Annotated in this window: 17 protein-coding genes; 8 read left to right on the top strand and 9 right to left on the bottom strand. The window is 65.7% G+C overall.

Annotation, left to right across the window (positions count from 1 at the left end):
* Positions 1 to 8: 8 nt before the first annotated feature.
* A complete protein-coding gene (locus RIdsm_RS02305; protein WP_057816451.1) occupies positions 9 to 533 on the bottom strand; it encodes a YqgE/AlgH family protein in 525 nt (174 codons plus the stop codon).
* 187 nt (positions 534 to 720) lie between these two features.
* On the opposite strand from RIdsm_RS02305, the gene RIdsm_RS02310 reads away from it, so the two are divergent.
* On the top strand, positions 721 to 1,536 hold the full coding sequence (locus RIdsm_RS02310; RefSeq protein ID WP_057816224.1) for a protein-disulfide reductase DsbD domain-containing protein: 816 nt from the start codon (positions 721 to 723) through the stop codon (positions 1,534 to 1,536).
* Here the strand turns inward: RIdsm_RS02310 and RIdsm_RS02315 are convergent.
* The 8 genes from RIdsm_RS02315 to RIdsm_RS02350 all read right to left on the bottom strand — a co-directional run bounded on the left by RIdsm_RS02315 (position 1,515) and on the right by RIdsm_RS02350 (position 11,778).
* On the bottom strand, positions 1,515 to 4,922 hold the full coding sequence (locus RIdsm_RS02315; RefSeq protein ID WP_057816450.1) for an efflux RND transporter permease subunit: 3,408 nt from the start codon (positions 4,920 to 4,922) through the stop codon (positions 1,515 to 1,517). The two genes, RIdsm_RS02310 and RIdsm_RS02315, sit on opposite strands and share 22 nt — an antisense overlap.
* 4 nt (positions 4,923 to 4,926) lie before the next feature.
* The gene (locus RIdsm_RS02320; protein ID WP_057816223.1) at positions 4,927 to 6,384 is read right to left on the bottom strand and encodes an efflux RND transporter periplasmic adaptor subunit; all 1,458 of its coding nucleotides are present in this window, start codon (positions 6,382 to 6,384) and stop codon (positions 4,927 to 4,929) included.
* Positions 6,385 to 6,488: 104 nt separating this feature from the next.
* Positions 6,489 to 7,031, bottom strand: coding sequence for a molybdenum cofactor biosynthesis protein B (moaB, locus tag RIdsm_RS02325; protein WP_057816222.1), 543 nt, complete (start codon positions 7,029 to 7,031; stop codon positions 6,489 to 6,491).
* Positions 7,032 to 7,038: 7 nt separating this feature from the next.
* The gene (locus tag RIdsm_RS02330; RefSeq protein WP_057816221.1) at positions 7,039 to 7,659 is read right to left on the bottom strand and encodes a LysE family translocator; all 621 of its coding nucleotides are present in this window, start codon (positions 7,657 to 7,659) and stop codon (positions 7,039 to 7,041) included.
* On the bottom strand, positions 7,659 to 8,252 hold the full coding sequence (locus RIdsm_RS02335) for a metallophosphoesterase family protein (RefSeq protein ID WP_057816220.1): 594 nt from the start codon (positions 8,250 to 8,252) through the stop codon (positions 7,659 to 7,661). The genes RIdsm_RS02330 and RIdsm_RS02335 overlap by 1 nt, the downstream gene beginning before the upstream one ends.
* Positions 8,249 to 9,055 carry a uracil-DNA glycosylase gene (locus RIdsm_RS02340; RefSeq protein ID WP_057816219.1) on the bottom strand — a complete coding sequence of 269 codons (807 nt, stop codon included), beginning with the start codon at positions 9,053 to 9,055 and terminating at the stop codon, positions 8,249 to 8,251. The genes RIdsm_RS02335 and RIdsm_RS02340 overlap by 4 nt, the downstream gene beginning before the upstream one ends.
* Before the next feature lie 48 nt (positions 9,056 to 9,103).
* Positions 9,104 to 10,543 carry a UdgX family uracil-DNA binding protein gene (locus RIdsm_RS02345; RefSeq protein ID WP_057816218.1) on the bottom strand — a complete coding sequence of 480 codons (1,440 nt, stop codon included), beginning with the start codon at positions 10,541 to 10,543 and terminating at the stop codon, positions 9,104 to 9,106.
* Positions 10,543 to 11,778, bottom strand: coding sequence for a putative DNA modification/repair radical SAM protein (locus tag RIdsm_RS02350; protein ID WP_057816449.1), 1,236 nt, complete (start codon positions 11,776 to 11,778; stop codon positions 10,543 to 10,545). The genes RIdsm_RS02345 and RIdsm_RS02350 overlap by 1 nt, the downstream gene beginning before the upstream one ends.
* Before the next feature lie 112 nt (positions 11,779 to 11,890).
* Between RIdsm_RS02350 and RIdsm_RS02355 the strand changes: the two genes are divergently transcribed.
* Genes RIdsm_RS02355 through RIdsm_RS02385 form a run of 7 tightly spaced genes read left to right on the top strand, consistent with a single transcriptional unit; the run spans position 11,891 to position 16,471 of the window.
* On the top strand, positions 11,891 to 12,844 hold the full coding sequence (locus RIdsm_RS02355; protein WP_057816217.1) for an aspartate carbamoyltransferase catalytic subunit: 954 nt from the start codon (positions 11,891 to 11,893) through the stop codon (positions 12,842 to 12,844).
* Complete coding sequence (locus tag RIdsm_RS02360) at positions 12,841 to 13,380, top strand: hypothetical protein (protein ID WP_057816216.1); 540 nt, start codon at positions 12,841 to 12,843, stop codon at positions 13,378 to 13,380. The genes RIdsm_RS02355 and RIdsm_RS02360 overlap by 4 nt, the downstream gene beginning before the upstream one ends.
* Positions 13,377 to 13,817 carry a hypothetical protein gene (locus RIdsm_RS02365; RefSeq protein ID WP_057816215.1) on the top strand — a complete coding sequence of 147 codons (441 nt, stop codon included), beginning with the start codon at positions 13,377 to 13,379 and terminating at the stop codon, positions 13,815 to 13,817. The genes RIdsm_RS02360 and RIdsm_RS02365 overlap by 4 nt, the downstream gene beginning before the upstream one ends.
* Entirely contained in the window at positions 13,814 to 14,341 is a 528-nt protein-coding gene (locus RIdsm_RS02370) for a hypothetical protein (protein ID WP_057816214.1), read from the top strand. Before RIdsm_RS02365 ends, RIdsm_RS02370 begins: the two co-directional genes overlap by 4 nt.
* The gene (gene pyrC, locus RIdsm_RS02375) at positions 14,338 to 15,612 is read left to right on the top strand and encodes a dihydroorotase (protein ID WP_057816213.1); all 1,275 of its coding nucleotides are present in this window, start codon (positions 14,338 to 14,340) and stop codon (positions 15,610 to 15,612) included. Before RIdsm_RS02370 ends, pyrC begins: the two co-directional genes overlap by 4 nt.
* The gene (gene plsY, locus RIdsm_RS02380; protein ID WP_057816212.1) at positions 15,612 to 16,220 is read left to right on the top strand and encodes a glycerol-3-phosphate 1-O-acyltransferase PlsY; all 609 of its coding nucleotides are present in this window, start codon (positions 15,612 to 15,614) and stop codon (positions 16,218 to 16,220) included. The genes pyrC and plsY overlap by 1 nt, the downstream gene beginning before the upstream one ends.
* A gap of 32 nt (positions 16,221 to 16,252) precedes the next feature.
* Entirely contained in the window at positions 16,253 to 16,471 is a 219-nt protein-coding gene (locus tag RIdsm_RS02385; RefSeq protein WP_057816211.1) for a hypothetical protein, read from the top strand.
* The last annotated feature ends 134 nt before the right edge of the window (positions 16,472 to 16,605 follow it).

Here is a 16,605-nt window from a genome sequence, read left to right on the forward strand (position 1 = left end):
GCGGGGCGTTACGCGCGCCCCGCCTCCGCCGACAGGGTCAGGGCGCTGATGCCGAGTTTCTTCAGCGCCGCCTCCCATTTCATCGCGTCGGGTGTTTCGAACACCAGCTCGGCATCGGCCTCGCAGGTCAGCCAAGCGTTCTGTGCGATTTCGCCTTCAAGCTGACCGGGCCCCCAGCCGGCATATCCCAAGGTGATGATGGCATGCCCCGGCCCACGGCCCTGGGCCAGGTCCTCGAGGATGTCGAGCGTTGCGGTCATGGCGAAATCATCGGTCACGTCCAGTGTCGAGATCGACGAGTGATAGCCGTAATCGTGCAGCACGAAGCCGCGCCCGTGTTCCACCGGGCCGCCGAAATGCACCGCGATGTCCCGGGCGTCGTCGCTTTGAGAGATTTCAAGCTGTTCGAGCAGATTGGTCAGCCTCAGGTCGTCGGTCGGCTTGTTGATCACAAGCCCCATCGCGCCTTCCTCGGAATAGGCGCACATGAATATGACCGAATAGGCAAAACGCGGATCGCCCATTTCCGGCATCGCAATCAGCAGCTTTCCGTTCAGGTCAATCTCGCTCAAACTGAATCTCCACAAGTGTCTGTTCCCTCAATGATGGGGGTTGGCCTGCCCTAGTGCAAGCATGCGATAAGACACGCCGCTGGAATCCCGCGGGCGCCTCGCCGTAAAGTGACTTGGCATTTCAACGCTTTTCGCCCATTTCAGGTTCATGATGTCTAAAGCTTTCCGCTTTTTCGCTGCCGCCTTTTGCGTGGTGCTGTCGCTGGGGCCCGCGCGCGCCCAGCAGGGGTCGGACCTTGTTGAGATGCGCGTGCTGCCCGGGTGGCGCACGGCCAGCGGCGTGCACGTGGCCGGGCTCGAGGTGCGGATGCGACCGGGGTGGAAGACCTACTGGCGTGCACCCGGCGACTCGGGCATCCCCCCACAGTTCGACTGGCGCCGCTCCGGCAACCTGACCGGGGTCGAGATCGTCTGGCCCACGCCCACCGTGACGGTCGAGGACGGGCTGCGCACCATCGGTTACAAGGATTCGGTGATCCTGCCGATCCGCGTGGCGCCGGGGCAGGCGGGGCGCGACGTGAGGTTGAACGGCAAGATCGAGATGGGTGTCTGCAAGGATGTCTGCGTGCCGGTCGAACTTCAGGTGACGGGCACGCTGCCCGGAAACACCCGCAAGCCCGACCCGCGCATCGCCGCGGCCCTGGCCAGCCGGCCGTATTCCGCGAAGGAGGCCAAAGTGGCCCGCGTCTCCTGCCGCATCTCGCCCATAGAAGACGGTATCGGCCTGCGCGCCGAAATCGACATGCCCCGCACCGGCGGCAACGAGACCGCCATCGTCGAGGTCGACGACCCGCGCATCTGGGTCTCTCCGGCCAAGACGGCACGACAGGGGGGGCGGTTGGTCGCCGAGACGCGGCTTTACCACGTCGAGGGCCGGTCTTTCGCGCTGAACCGCTCTGGCATCCGGATTACCGTGGTCGGCAAGTCGCGGGCGGTGGATATTCAGGGCTGCCCGGCCGGCTGACGCTGCTTCACGAGATAGGTCAGCCCGGCCCCGATCAGCACCAGCAGCACGATAAGCATCGCCCCCGCCAGGTAGAGCCCAAGTGCCGCCACCATCGGCGACGGTCCTGCCAGCATCGGCAAGGCCTGCGTGAACAACGGCGGCAGCGCGCCGGAGACGAGCGTCACGCCCATTGTAACCGCCAGCCACGCCACGATGGCCGCAAGTGCCCCGACGACAGCGAGGCGAACCGAGGCAACCGGCACAGACAGCGCCCGGCGCAACGCCCCCGTGCGACGCTTCAGATCGTGCTGGATAGCGATCAGCGAAGGCACCAGCAGAAGCACCAGTACCATCCCGAAGCCTAGCCCGTAGACGAGGGTGATGACCGTGGGTTTCAAAAACTGCGCCTGTTGCGACCGCTCGAACAGCAGCGGCGCCAGCCCCAGCACGGTCGTCAGCGTGGTCAACATCACCGGCCGCAACCGGTCGGCCACCCCGTCGATGATCGACGGAATGACGCCGCGATCCTTGGCATATTCGTCGATTGTGGTGACCAGCACGATCGAGTCGTTGATGATGATGCCGGTCATGCCCAGCAGACCCACAACCGTGAACATCGACAATGGCACATCCCACACCCAGTGCCCATAGATTGTGCCAATCAGGCCGAAGGGAATGACCGCCATCACCACCATCGGCCGTGTCCAGCTGGCAAAGACCCAGGCGAGGACAAGATAGATGCCCGTCAACGTCAGTACCAACCCGAGGCGGGCATCGTTAAGGAAGTCGTCTTCCTGCTCCGACAGCCCCGAAAGATCCCACTCGACCTGGTGGGTGGCGGCGATCTCGGGCAGGATGTCCTCTTCCAGCGCCTCCATGATCTCCGACGCGCGCGAGGCATCGTCTTCCGAGATATCCCCGGTCACGCTGATCAGCCGCAGCCCGTTTTCGCGCCGCACGGTGGAGAACCCGGTGCGCCGGTCGACGCTGACGATATCGGCCAGCGGCACGTAGGTGCCGGACGGCGTGCGCATCTGCATCCTTTCGAGGAAATCGGCGGTCAGCTCCCCCTCGGGCAGCTCGACCCGCACCTCTGCGCTGCGCGGGCCGTCGGGGTAGGTGGCGGCTTCGATACCCGTCAGCCGGTGCCGCAACACGCGGCCCAGCTCGTCGATGGTAAAGCCAAGCGCCTGCCCCTGCGGGGTCAGCTCGAGGATCAGCTCTTCCTTGTCGTAGGCGAGGTTGTCCTCGACCGCCGAAACCTCGGGGAAGCGCGAAAGCGCCGTTTTCAAGGCTTCCGACGCATCCTTCAGCGTATCGGCGGTCGCGCCGTAGAATTCCACGTCAAGCGCATCGCCCCCAGGCCCCGAACGCCAGCCGCGGAAGCTGACCGTTTCGGCCATCGGGTGCGGTTCGACACGGTCCTGCAACTCGCCCACGAAGGCGAAGCTGGAATAGGGGCGCAGGTCGGCGTCGATCAGTTCGATGGAAATTCCGCCCAGCTGGTCGGCATCCTTCGTGTCCGACCCGGCAAGGCCCCGGCCGGTATTGCCGCCAATCTCGGCCAGCACGAAGGCCAGCGGGTTGCGGCCGTACCGTTCCTCGTATTCCGCCCCCAGCTCCTCGGTTGCGCGCTGCATCTCGCGCATCATCTCGATCGAGTCCTGGCGTGTCGCACCGGGTGCCATCATGAAGTTGCCGGTGACGCTGCTTTGCTCGGGCGCGTTGAAGAACCGCCAGGTGACGTCACCCTTGATGAAAAGGGCAGCCTGCGAGGCGAGTACCACGATGATACCGGCGCAGACGACATACCGCGCCCGGATCACCAGCCCGATGAAAGGCCGGAACAGCCGGTCCCGCACCCAGACGAACCCGCGGTTCACAACTCGGCTCGGCATGTCGTACCAATGCGCCTTGGCCGAATGGGCCAGCGCGTGCGACATGTGATTGGGCAGGATCAGGAAGCATTCCACCAGCGAGGCGAAAAGCACCACGATCACGGTGAAGGGGATGTCGATGATCAGGTCGCCGAACCGCCCGCCGATGGCAACCAGCCCGAAGAAGGCGATCAGCGTGGTCAGCGTGGCCGAGAAGACCGGAAGCGCCATGCGGTGCGCCGCCCGTTCGGCGGCCTCGGCCGGGGCTTCGCCCAGCTTCCGCACCCGCGCATCGGCATGTTCGCCCACGACGATGGCGTCGTCGACCACGATGCCCAGCGTGATGATCAGTGCGAAAAGCGAGATCATGTTGAAAGTCAGCCCGCCGATATACATCATCGCAACGGCCGCCAGCAGGGCCACCGGAATGCCGGCCGCCACCCAGAAGGCGGTGCGCGCGTTGAGGAAAAGAAACAGTAGCAGCACAACCAGCCCCAGCCCGGTCAGCCCGTTGTCGAGCAGCAGGTTCAAGCGCCCGGATATCGCCTCGGCCCGGGTACGGATCAACGACAGCTCAACCCCTTCGGGCAGCGTGTTCTCAAGCGCCGCGGCGACCTCTTCGACCCGCTCCTGAATGGCGATGGCGTCGCCCTGGGCCGACCGGTCGACCCGCACCGACATGGCCGGGTTCGGCCCGACGAAGTATTGCCGGTCCCTGTCGACACCCTCGACCCGCACGGTCGCCACGTCGCCCACGGTCAGCTTGGTCCCGTCGCGATTCGAGCGCAGGACGATGGCGGCAATCTGGTCGGCGTCTCGTTTCTCGACCCCGGTGCGCACGCGGGTGTTCGAGCCTTCCACGTCGCCCGCCGGGTTGGCGTCTACCTCCGCGCCAATGGCGGCGGCGATCTCGGCCATGGTGATGTCATAGGCGATAAGGTTCGTCGACGGCACCTCGATGATGGTCTCGGGGGCGGCTACCCCGCGGATGGTTGTGCGGGTCACACCCACGTCGAACAACCGTGTCACGAGCTCGTCGGCGAAAAGGCCAAGCTGCTCCGTGCCCACCGGCCCGGTCAGAACCACATCGGTCACCCGGTCACGCCAGGCCCCGCGCCTGACCTCTGGCTCCTCGGCGTCCTCGGGCAGGGTGGTGATGGTGTCGACGGCCGCCTGTACCTCGTCGGCGGCGCGGCTCATGTCCCATCCGGGCTCGAACTCCATGCTGATCGTGGCCGCATTCTCGCGGCTGTTGGCCTCGGTGCTCTCCACGCCTTCGACGGCGAGCAGAACCGGTTCGAGCAACTGGACGATGGCGTTGTCGACATCCTCGGCGCTCGCGCCTTCCCACATGACCGAGACGCTGACGCTGTCGATGACCACGTCGGGGAAGAACTGAGCGCGCATCTTCGGCAGAGCAGCCAGGCCCAGCACGACGAGCACGACAAGCAGCAGGTTGGCGGCGGTGCGGTGGCGCGTGAAGTACGAAAGCACGCCGGCCACGCGGGGAGAGGGGGCGCGGGCCAAGGCGTCAGCCCCCCATCCGGCGTTCAAGCCGTTCGACGACGCGGGCAGGCACGCGGGTCTGTTCCAACTGGCCCAGCAGGCGGCGCTTGACGGCGGCGCTCATGTCGCCGCTGGCCTGCACGAATTCCATCAGCCGTTCGCGGCGGGCGGCGGTCAGTTCCAGCGTGCCGGGGTCTTCCGCCTCGGCCTCTGCGCCCGGATTGAGAGGGCGAACCTTGATGCCCTCGCCCAGAAGCGGCGTGCGTTCCACCACGACACGCGCGCCGGGCAGCGCGTCGCCGCGCACGAGAATATCGTCACCCTGCCGCCGCATGACAGTGACGGCCAGGGTTTCCAGGCGGTTCTCCTCGTCCAGCACAAGCACGTTGCCATCCGGCCCCAGCGAAGAGGCCGGCAAGCGCACGACCTGCTCGAGCGGCGGCTCCTCGATACGGACGGTGACGAAATCGCCGGGTTTCATTGCCGGGGCCTCGTATAGCCGCGCGAACAGAAGCCGCCCGGTGCTGCCTTCGCCCACGGCGGCACCTTCCCGGCTGATCACGCCCTTGGCTTCGAGGTCGAGGCCGTAAACGCTGAGAAGGGCACTCACAGGCGCCTTCAGCAGGTCGCCGGAGTCGTTCAGCAAGCGGCCATATTGCGGAGTCGAGACGCGAAAGGACACTTCGAGCGCGTTGCCATCGACCAGCGTGCCGATCTGCTCGTTGGCCGAGACAAGCCCGCCCTCGACCACCGAGACATCGCTCAGCGTGCCGGAAAAGCCCGCGACAATGCGGGTATCCTCCAAACGCCGCTCGGCCTCGTCGAACGCAATCCGGGCCCGCGCCAGGCCGGTCTCGGCCTGGTCGATCCGGGCCTCGGCCACGGCCAGCGCCTGACGGCGGGCGATGACGGCCTGCCGCGCCTGCGCGGCGGCCAGTTCCGCGGTTTCCACCGCCGCCGAGGTGCCGACGCCGCGATCCTCGAGATCAACCTGCCGCTGATAGGCCTTTTCCTGCAGAGTGGCCTGTTCCTCGGCCGCGGCCAGCTCATCCTGCGCCAGTTCCAGCGCGCGCACGGCCTCTTTCTTTTCGGCCTTGGCGTCGGTCAACTCGCTCTCGGCGCGGTTCAGGGCAAACTCCGCATCCGCCGGGTCGACCTGCGCCAGAAGCTGGCCTTCCTCGACCACGCCGCCCTCTTCGAAATTGTCGGCCAGCGTCACCAGCGTGCCGGTCGTCTTGGCGCGAATTTCCAGCGTCCGGCGGCTCTGAATCTCGCCATAGGCGGTCAAAACCGGTGTAACCGTCTGTTCCCGCGCATCGACCACGTTGACGGCAAAAACCCGTTCGCGCCGCTCGGGCATGCGCGGCTCGTCCGCCATCCGTTCCTGCACGGCGGAAAAAATGATCTGGCCGGCATAAACCAGCAGACCCAGCGTCAGCGACAGCAGGAACAGGCCGGTCAGGCTTTGACGAAGAAAACGCATACGGGTGACTCAAACCCCTGAAAACTTGGCCCTTCGGGCATGACAAGACTGTAGGGAGATTGGCCGAAAAGGCCAAGCTCGCAGGGGTTTTACGTGCGTCGCGGCTATTTCCGTCGCAGATGTTCGTCAAGACGTGGCATAATTTCCACGAAATTGCAGGGGGCGTGGCGATAATCGAACTGCGGCTCGAGAATTTCGTCCCATGCATCCTTGCAGGCGCCGGGGCTGCCGGGCAGGGCGAACAGGTATGTCCCGCCCGCAACGCCGCCCGTGGCGCGCGACTGCACCGCGCTGGTGCCGATCTTCTTCATCGAGACGATGGTGAAGACCGTGCCAAAGGCGTCGATCTCCTTTTCGTAGATCTCGCGATGCGCCTCGACCGTCACGTCGCGCCCGGTCAGGCCGGTGCCGCCCGTCGAGATCACCACGTCGACACGGTCGTCATTCACCCATTCGCGCAGTTGCTCGACAATCTGGTCGCGCTCGTCGCGCACGATCATCCGATCGGCCAGGATATGCCCCGCCGCCTCGATCCGGTCGACCAGCGTGTTGCCGGATTTATCGTCGGCGGCATCGCGCGTGTCGCTCACGGTCAACACGGCGATACGGACAGGGATGAACTCCTTGCTTTCGTCGATGCGGCTCATTTTGGTGTCAGGTCCTTTCGATCAGGGCGAGGCGAAGGGCGAGGCCCGTGAAAATGGCGGCGCAGACATAGCCTATCCCACGCGAGAACGCGGGGGACTGCGTCATCTTGCGCCCGAGGCCGCCGGCGAAGATGCCGACGGCGGCATTGACGACGAACCCGCCCGCGGCAATCACCGCACCAAGGATCAGGAATTGCCCCAGAACGCTGCCCTTCGCCGGGTCGATGAACTGCGGCAGGAAGGCCAGCACGAAAAGGATGACCTTGGGGTTGGTGAGGTTCACGACCATCCCGTCGCGGAAGGCGCGGGCGGGGCGGACCTTCGGTGCGTCCCCGGCCTGCGGCGGGTGGCGCAGGGCGCTGTAGGCGAGCCAGAGCAGGTAGGCGACACCGACCCAGCGGATCACGTCGAAGAGCCATGGCAGAGTGGCCACGGCGGCACCGAGGCCAAGCCCGGCGAGCGTGACATGCACCATCCCGCCCAGCACGATGCCGGCACTGGCGGCAATTGCCGGAACCGGCCCGGCGCGCAGACCTTGCCCGAGGCAGAACATCATGTCCGCCCCCGGCGTCAGGTTCAGTGCCACGGCGGCCGGAATGAAGGCGAGAAGCGTCAGTGTGTCGATCATCACAGGTCGAACCAGTTGGGGCGCGGGCCGAGATTGACAACCTGTGTCGCGCCGATCCTGCCGGTCTGGCCCCAGCTGTCATGGATATGACCACAGAACGCCAGCCTTGGCTGGATCCGTTCGATGGCGTCATGTATCGCCGTCGAACCGACCGATTGTCCGCCCGACGTCACGTCCACCACGCCCTTGGGCGGCGAATGCAGCACAAGGATGTCGGCCGCCTCACACTTGGCCAGCATCTGACCGGCATCCTCCTCGGACAGGTCACAGCTCCAACTGCCAAAGGGCGTCACCGGCACGCCGTAGCCCAACCCGAACACCCGCAACCGGTTCACATCGACCCCGGTGCCGTGAAGCACGCGCATTCCCGGATTGGCAGCGGCCTGCAACTCTTCGACACTCTCGGCGTTGCCGGGCACCACCACGAAGGGCGCGGTAATGCCGCTCAGCAGGGCCATCGCCTCGCTCAGACCCTGCCGCATATTGCAGAAATCGCCGGCGCCGATCACGAGATCGGCGTCACTGCTTGCCGCGACAAGGTCCGCCGCACGGGCCCGGGCGAGATGCAGGTCGGAAAAGGCAAGTATCCTCATGTCTCTCCCTCGAGCCGCGCTTGCACTTCCAGCAGATCGGCCCAGGCAAAGCGCTTGTTGTGCGGATTGCGCAAAAGACCCGCCGGGTGGAACATCGGCATGGCGGGGCGGCCATAGGCTTGCGTCCAGGTGCCGCGCAGCCGGGTGATACCCCGCCGGCCCAGCCCCGCCTGACAGCTTGTATTGCCCATCAGCACGACCAGCTCCGGATCGACCAGTTCGACATGGCGCTGCAGGAAGGGCAGCAGCATGGCGATCTCTTCCGGTTTCGGGTCGCGGTTCTGCGGCGGGCGCCACGGCAGGACGTTGGTGATATAAACTGACTTGGCCGGATCTTGCGAATGGCGGGCCATGCCGATCGCCGCCAGCATCCGGTCCAACAACTGCCCCGCACGCCCGACGAAGGGCTTGCCCTGCATGTCCTCGTCGCGCCCGGGCGCCTCGCCGATGATCATCACGCGGGCGGCGGGGTTGCCGTCGAAGAAGACGAGGTTTCGGGCGCCCATCTTGAGGTCGCAATGGGGATAATCGGCCATCGCGGCTTCGAGCGCCTTGAGGTCGGCGGCACCGGCGGCGGCGGCGCGGGCCACGTCGACCGGGTCGACCTCGGGCGCGGCTTGCGGCAACGGCGGCGTGGCGCGCGCCGCCGCGGCGTCCGGTGTGGGCGCAGGCTTGGGCGCCAGCGCCGCAGCGGGGATTTCATAGCGGTTGACCGGCAGATCGCCGATCGCCTCGGTCGCGCCGAGTTCGATATGCCATTCCAGCAGGGCGCGGGCGGCGTGATATGAAAGCTCCGATTCCACGGGCGCAGCGTATCGCAAGGGCGGGCGGGCCTGAACCGGAAAAGCGGGTCAGGCCACCATCGCGGCGGCCGTGCGCAGATCGTCGCGGAAGCGGGCTCGTTCCTCGGACTTTTGCGCCGGGTCGGGCAGGCGCAGAAGGAAGCTGGGATGGACGGTGATGAAGACGGGCGTGCCATCGTCGGCCGCCTCGACCGTGCCGCGACGCTTCAGCAGGTTCTTCCGGCTGCCTGTCAGGCTTTCCAGCGCCGTGGCGCCGAGGGCCACGATCAGGCCGGGCTGCACGCGCTCGCGCTCGATATCCAGCCACCAGCGGCAATGCTGGATCTCATGCGAATTGGGTGGCTCATGCAGGCGGCGCTTGCCGCGGGGCTTGAACTTGAAATGCTTGACGGCGTTGGTGACGTAGGTCTCCGACCGATCAATCCCGGCCTCGCCCAGCACCTCGTCGAAGAGCCGCCCGGCCGGGCCGACGAAAGGCCGACCGGTCAGGTCTTCCTGATCGCCGGGCTGTTCGCCCACGAACATCAGTTTCGCATCAAGCGGCCCTTCGCCGGGTACCGGCTGGGTGGCGTTTTCCCAAAGCGGGCAGCGACGGCAGCCCTGAAGCGCGGCGCGGAACTCGGCATCGCTGTCGATTGGTGGCGGTTCGGCCCGGTCGTTGTGCAAACGGTGAAGGATGCGCCCCGCGCGCGCCGGCGCCAGCGTTGGCGCGGCTTCGGCCATGTCGGCGGCGCGGGCGCGGGCGGTGGCGACCATTTCGGGGATCAGGTCGGCCTCGGGCAGGTTCTTCCAGTATTTCTTGGGCATCTCGGCCTGCATCGCCTTGAGCTTCACCCGGGCGGGGTTGAAGATCGACCGGAAATAGGTGCGCCAGAGGGTTTCGGTGTCATCCTCGGCCAGTGGTGGCTTGGGCGCGCCGGGGCCGAAGCGCAGCTTGCCATCCTCGAAATGCGCGGTCAGGTCGGGGCTGAAGATCGTCCAGTCCATGTCGCCGAAGCGCTTGGCGAAGAAGGGCGCGGTGGGTTCGGTGATGAAATGCGACGGTTCGAACCACGCGGCGAAGCGGCGGCGCGGGGCGTCAGGCTCTCCGATCTCGCGGAAGCGGACGAAGGCGGTCATCTTGTGCTTGTCGCGGCCCACCTCCTTGGCCATGGCGTTGAGCTTGGCGACACGCGGATCGCCCCGGTCGTGGATCAGCCGGGGATTGTCCTGAAGGGCGCAGAGCAGGGCATAGGCCCGCGCGAACCGCTCGGGGTCGCGGTGCCAGAGAGCAAGACGAGTAAGCGTCAGGAAGCCCTTGGGGACGGTGATTTGTCGCGTGGAGTCGGGTTTGGGCTGAGGGGCGTTGGCATCACCGAAAAGATCGCCGGACGACTCGCCGTGCTGCCACAACACCTCTTCCGGCGGCACGTTCGCCAACACCAGCCCCCGCGCCGCGTCGCGCCAGGCGTCGAAGGTTCCGATAGTGGGAAGGTCGACCCTGTGCATCAGAAGAGCGATAGCTGTTCCGGCGGCGGGGCGAAGCGGGCCCGCAGGTCGGCGGCGTCGAGCGTGTTGCGCGGGCTCCAGCCGGGGAGGGTGATGAAGGGTCGCGCATTTTTCAGGTTGGCGCCCATGCGTTGAAGGTCTTCGTAGCGCAGGCTGCGGTGGCGCCGGGTGTTGAGGATGCGCGTCACCGTGCGGGTGCCAAAGCCGGGCACGCGCAACAGGGTCTCTCGGTCGGCCCGGTTCACGTCGACCGGGAAGACATGGCGGTTGGCCAGAGCCCAGGCGAGCTTTGGGTCGACCTCAAGGTCGAGATTGCCGCCCTGCGTCGCTCCGGTGATTTCATCCAGTTCGAACCCGTAGAACCGCAATAGCCAGTCGGCCTGGTAAAGGCGGTGCTCACGCATGAGCGGCGGCTTGATCAGCGGAAGCGTGGCCGAAGCATCGGGGATGGGCGAGAAGGCCGAGTAATAGACCCGCTTCAGCCGGTAACTGCTGTAAAGCCGGGTCGAGGTGTGCAGAATCGTGGCATCGTTCGCCCCGTCGGCGCCGACGATCATCTGGGTCGACTGGCCGGCTGGCGCAAACTTCGGAGGCCGCTTGCCGCTGAAGCTTCTCTCCTTCCGCTCCTCTTTCAGGATCCGCACATCGGCCATCGCCTTGCGGATCTGGTCGGGTGACTTTTCGGGCGCGTAGGATTTCACGGCGGTGTCGGTCGGCAGCTCGACGTTGATCGACAGCCGGTCGGCGTAAAGCCCGGCCTCCTCGATCAGCTTGGGGTCGGCGTCGGGGATGGTCTTGAGGTGGATATATCCGCGAAAGCGATGCTCCTGCCGCAGCGTTCGGGCGATGCGCACCATGTCTGCCATCGTGTCGTCGGGCGACCGGATGATGCCGGAGCTGAGGAAAAGCCCCTCGATATAGTTGCGCCGGTAAAATTCGAGCGTGAGGTGAATCACCTCTTCGGGACTGAACCGCGCGCGTTTGACGTTGGAACTGACCCGGTTGATGCAATAGGCGCAGTCGTAGATGCAGAAATTCGTCATCAGGATCTTGAGCAGGCTGATGCAGCGGCCATCCGGAGCATAGGCGTGGCAGATGCCCGACCCTGTGACGGAGCCCAGCCCCTTGCCATCGCGGCTGTCACGCTTGGCACCCCCGCTCGAGGCGCAGGAGGCATCGTACTTGGCGGCGTCCGACAGGATCGCGAGTTTCTGATCGAGGCTCAGGACTGACATGATGTTCACTATATGTTCGCAAAGGATGTCCGGCAAGCCAACGTCTTCGTGATCCGCTAGACTCCGCAGGGCTGCGTTCCTATAACCCGGCTAGCAAACGAGAGAGCGGCGGATGAGCTTTTCACAATCCCATCTCCTGGGGATCGAGCCCCTCGCGGCCCCGGAAATCAGCACCATTCTCGACCTGTCCGAGCGGTATGTGGATCTCAACCGGTCCAACATGAAGCACGGCGATGCGCTGGCGGGCCTGACCCAGATCAACATGTTCTTCGAGAACTCGACCCGGACGCAGGCCAGTTTCGAGCTGGCGGGCAAGCGGCTGGGCGCGGACGTGATGAACATGGGGATGCAGGCCAGCTCGATCAAAAAGGGCGAGACGCTGATCGACACGGCGCTGACGCTGAACGCCATGCACCCCGACCTTCTGGTGGTGCGGCATCCGCATTCCGGGGCGGTGGACCTGCTGGCGCAGAAGGTGAACTGTGCCGTGCTGAACGCGGGCGACGGGCGGCATGAGCATCCGACGCAGGCGCTTCTGGACGCGCTGACCATTCGCCGCGCCAAGGGTCGGCTGCATCGGCTGAGCATCGCGATCTGCGGCGATATCGCCCATTCGCGGGTGGCGCGGTCGAACATCCTTTTGCTGCACAAGATGGAGAATCGCGTGCGGCTGATCGGGCCGCCGACCCTGATGCCGTCGGGCATTTCCGATTTCGGGGTCGAGGTGTTCGAGGACATGGAAGAAGGCCTGCGCGACGTCGATGTCGTGATGATGCTGCGGCTGCAGAAGGAGCGGATGGACGGCGGGTTCATTCCTTCGGAAAGGGAGTATTATTTCCGTTACGGTCTGGATGCCGAGAAGCTGGCCTATGCCAAGGACGACGCGATCGTCATGCATCCCGGCCCGATGAACCGTGGGGTCGAGATCGACGGCGAGATCGCCGACGACATCAACCGAAGCGTCATCCAGGACCAGGTTGAGATGGGCGTCGCCGTGCGCATGGCCGCAATGGATCTTCTGGCGCGCAACCTGCGGGCCAACCGAACCAAAGAGGTGATGGTATGAGTGACAAGATCAACGTGAAATCGGGCGATCGGGGCCTTGTGTGGGTCTTTGCCGTCGATCTGGAGGGCGGCGAGGCCGCCAATTTCAACCGTCGCAATGGCGAGTGGCCGGCGCAAAAGGCGCTGGGGGCCGAGACGCTCGACCCCGAGCATGTCGAGGTGTTCCCGGTGAGCGATCTCGAAGGGGTGGGCCTTGCCGGCTATCTCGAAGACGGGATGGGCGTGCCGGCGGACCAGCTCGAGGACATGCGCGCGCGGCTCGACGCTCAGTCCGGCTGGGTGATGGTGGTCACGTCGAAAGCCCTTGATGGCAAGGCGCAGACGCTGACGCCGCGCGCACCGTTGCGCCTGATCGGCAGCTTCTCGGAGGAACGCCCGGCTGTGTCGTTCAAGACGTTGCCGTCGGAATCGGCCAAGGGCACGGTGTCGGGCGGGTCGGACAAGACCGATGTGCCGCGGCAGCGCGGCTGGCTGTGGGCCGTGGTGGGCGTTGTCGCGCTGGCGATCGTGCTGACCCTTGTGCTGGTGGCCAAATGAGCGACCCGTCGCCCGGGCGGCCGGTGCTGGCCGAGGGCGAGACCGTTCTGGCCGAATTCGCACCGGACAAGGCAACCTACTGGCGCGATCAGGCGTGGATGGCCGCGCTTGGGATGGCGGGCGGCATGGCGGTTCTGTGGGCGATCGGCAACCCGCATGTCTGGACAGGGGCCGTGGGCGGGCTGGCGGCCGTTGCAATTCGCTCGTGGTATCTTCAATCCGAGGAAATGGCGGTGCGCTGGGTGCTGACGCAAGACCGGCTTCTGGGCCCGAACGGGCGCAAGATGCGGATTGCAGAGATCGACAGGCTGCGCAGCCTGGGCTCGGCCGTACAGGTGATCACCGCCTCGGGCGACAAGCACCTGCTGAAGTACCAGGCCGACCGGGACGCCACGTTGACACAGCTGCGCCGCGCCGGGGCAGGGAGGGGCGCATGAGCGAGGCCGACAGCTGGGAAGGCATCCTCGACAAGGATGAGAAGATCCTCTGGCAGGGCATGCCTGACGGGCGGGTCACCATACGTGCCAAGAACATCGTGACAGTTCTGTTCGGCCTTGGTTTTGCGGGGTTTGCCGTATTCTGGATGGTCACGGCCGCGCGGGCGGGCGGCCAGTTCTGGATGTTCGGGCTTATACATTTCGGCGTGGGGCTCGCGCTGGCCTTCGGGGGCGCCTTTGGCAGCGCGTGGCGGCGGCGGCATACATGGTACACGCTGACCAGCAAGCGGGCCTTCATCGCCACCGACCTTCCGTTTCGCGGACGTACCCTGAAGAGTTATCCGATCACCTCGTCCACGGTGCTGGACTACGATGCGGGACCCCCGGCCTCGATCATGTTCAACCACGAGATGCGGCGCCGGAAGAACGGCCATTACCGCGTTGACGTCGGCTTTGAACGGATCGAGAACGGGGCCGAGGTGTACCGGATGATGCGCGAGATTCAGAAAGGGCAGGCGGCATGAGAACCCTTTTTTGCAACGCCCGGCTGATCGACCCTGAGGCCGGGACAGATACGCCCGGATGGCTTCTGGTCGAGGGTGGCCGCGTGCTGGGCAGCGGCAGCGGCGAGGCGCCGAAGGCGGAGACCGTGATCGATTGCGGGGGCAAGTGCCTGGCGCCGGGGATCGTCGATATCGGGGTGAAGGTCTGCGAACCCGGCGAGCGGCACAAGGAAAGCTATCGCTCGGCCGGGCTGGCTGCGGCGGCGGGCGGGGTCACGACGATGGTGACGCGCCCCGACACGGCGCCCGCGATCGACAGCCCGGAGACGCTGGAATTCGTGGCGCGGCGGGCGCAGGAGGCGGCAGATGTGACCGTGCTGGCCATGGCCGCGCTGACCAAGGGCCGCGAGGGCCGGGAGATGACCGAGATCAGCTTCCTGATGGATGCCGGTGCCGTGGCCTTTACCGATTGCGATCACGTGGTGACCGATACCAAGGTGCTGACGCGTGCGCTGAGCTATGCGCGCAGCCTGGGCGCGCTGGTGATCGCCCATCCGCAGGAGCCGGTGCTGTCGGCAGGCGCCTCGGCCACGAGTGGAAAATTCTCTTCTCTCAAGGGGTTGCCTGCCGTGTCGCCGATGGCCGAGCGGATGGGGCTCGACCGGGACATCGCGCTGATCGAGATGACGAAGGCGCGGTATCATGCCGACCAAATCACCGCGTCGCGGGCGTTGCCGGCACTGGAGCGGGCCAAGAATAACGGGTTCGACGTGACCGCCGGGACGTCGATCCACCACCTGACGCTGAACGAGCTGGACGTGGCCGACTATCGGACCTTCTTCAAGGTCAAGCCGCCGCTGCGGTCGGAAGAGGACCGGATGGCGGTGGTCGAGGCGGTGCGCGAGGGGCTGATCGACACGATCTCTTCGATGCACACGCCGCAGGACGAGGAAAGCAAGCGCCTGCCCTTCGAGGAGGCGGCGAGCGGGGCGGTGGCGCTGGAGACATTGCTGCCGGCCGCGATGCGGCTTTATCATTCGGGCGACCTGACTTTGCCCCAGCTTTTCAAGGCCTTGGCGCTGAACCCGGCCAAGCGGCTGGGGCTGGAAAGCGGGCGTCTGGCCAAGGGGGCGCCGGCCGATCTGGTGCTGTTCGACCCCGACAAGCCCTTCATCATGGACCGCGAAACGCTGCGGTCGAAATCAAAGAACACGCCCTTTGACGGCCAGCGCATGCAGGGGCGCGTGCTGGCCACTTACGTGGGCGGCGAACCGGTATACGAGGCCAACTGATGCCCTTGATGGACACACCAATCATGCTTCTCCTGCTGTGGGCCGTGATCGGCTATCTGCTGGGGTCTATTCCGTTTGGAATCGTTGTGACTCAACGGCTTAAGCTGGGGAACCTGCGCGAGATCGGGTCGGGGAACATCGGGGCGACCAATGTTCTGCGGACCGGGAACAAGGGGGCGGCGGCGGCGACGTTGGTGCTCGATGGGGCCAAGGGCGCGGTGGCGGTGCTGCTGGCAAGGATGGTCAGCGGGGAGGATGCCGCGCAACTTGCTGGTTTGGCAGCATTTTTGGGGCATTGCTACCCGGTCTGGCTGGGCTTCAAGGGGGGCAAGGGGGTGGCGACCTTCCTGGGCATTCTGCTGGCGCTGGCGCCGCCGGTGGGGCTGGCGGCCTGTGCGACCTGGGCCGTAACTGTCGCTGTCACAAGGATTTCCTCGATGGGGGCGCTGATGGCGGCGGCGTTGTCGACGCTGTGGGTCTTTGCGCTGGGCCATCCGCGGGTGTTCGTGCTCGGCGTGATATTGACGGTGCTGGTGTTCGTGCGGCACCGGGAGAATATCTGGCGGATCAAGGCCGGGACCGAGCCGAAGATCGGCGAAAAGAAATAGACGATTTTCTGAACGCTTTCAACGCGTTGCCCATGGGGCATTTCACCGGCCGGGCCGGGGGGAAGCGCTATGGCGTGGTGCGGCAGGCCTTTGCGGGCGGCCGGGCCGAAAAGCTGGTGGCGGAGGAGCTGGGCGGGGCGGATTACGTGAGCCTGAACCTGTACCGGCTTGGCAGCGGGGCGCGGCTGAAACCCTGCGAGATGCCCGAGGAGAAGGTGATGCGCTTCGTGCTGGAGCTGGTGCCCGAGTAAGCGGCGATTCTGCGGTGCGGCGCGAAAATTGGTTAACGGCCCTTGTTTTGCTGGAAAATCGACGTCGGTATCACGTCGGTATTTGGTCGGTATTGCGTCGGTGCGGGGGTCGGTAAGGCCGGGTGTTAATGTGC

This window comes from Roseovarius indicus (assembly GCF_008728195.1).
In the GTDB taxonomy this organism is placed as follows: Bacteria; Pseudomonadota; Alphaproteobacteria; order Rhodobacterales; family Rhodobacteraceae; genus Roseovarius; species Roseovarius indicus.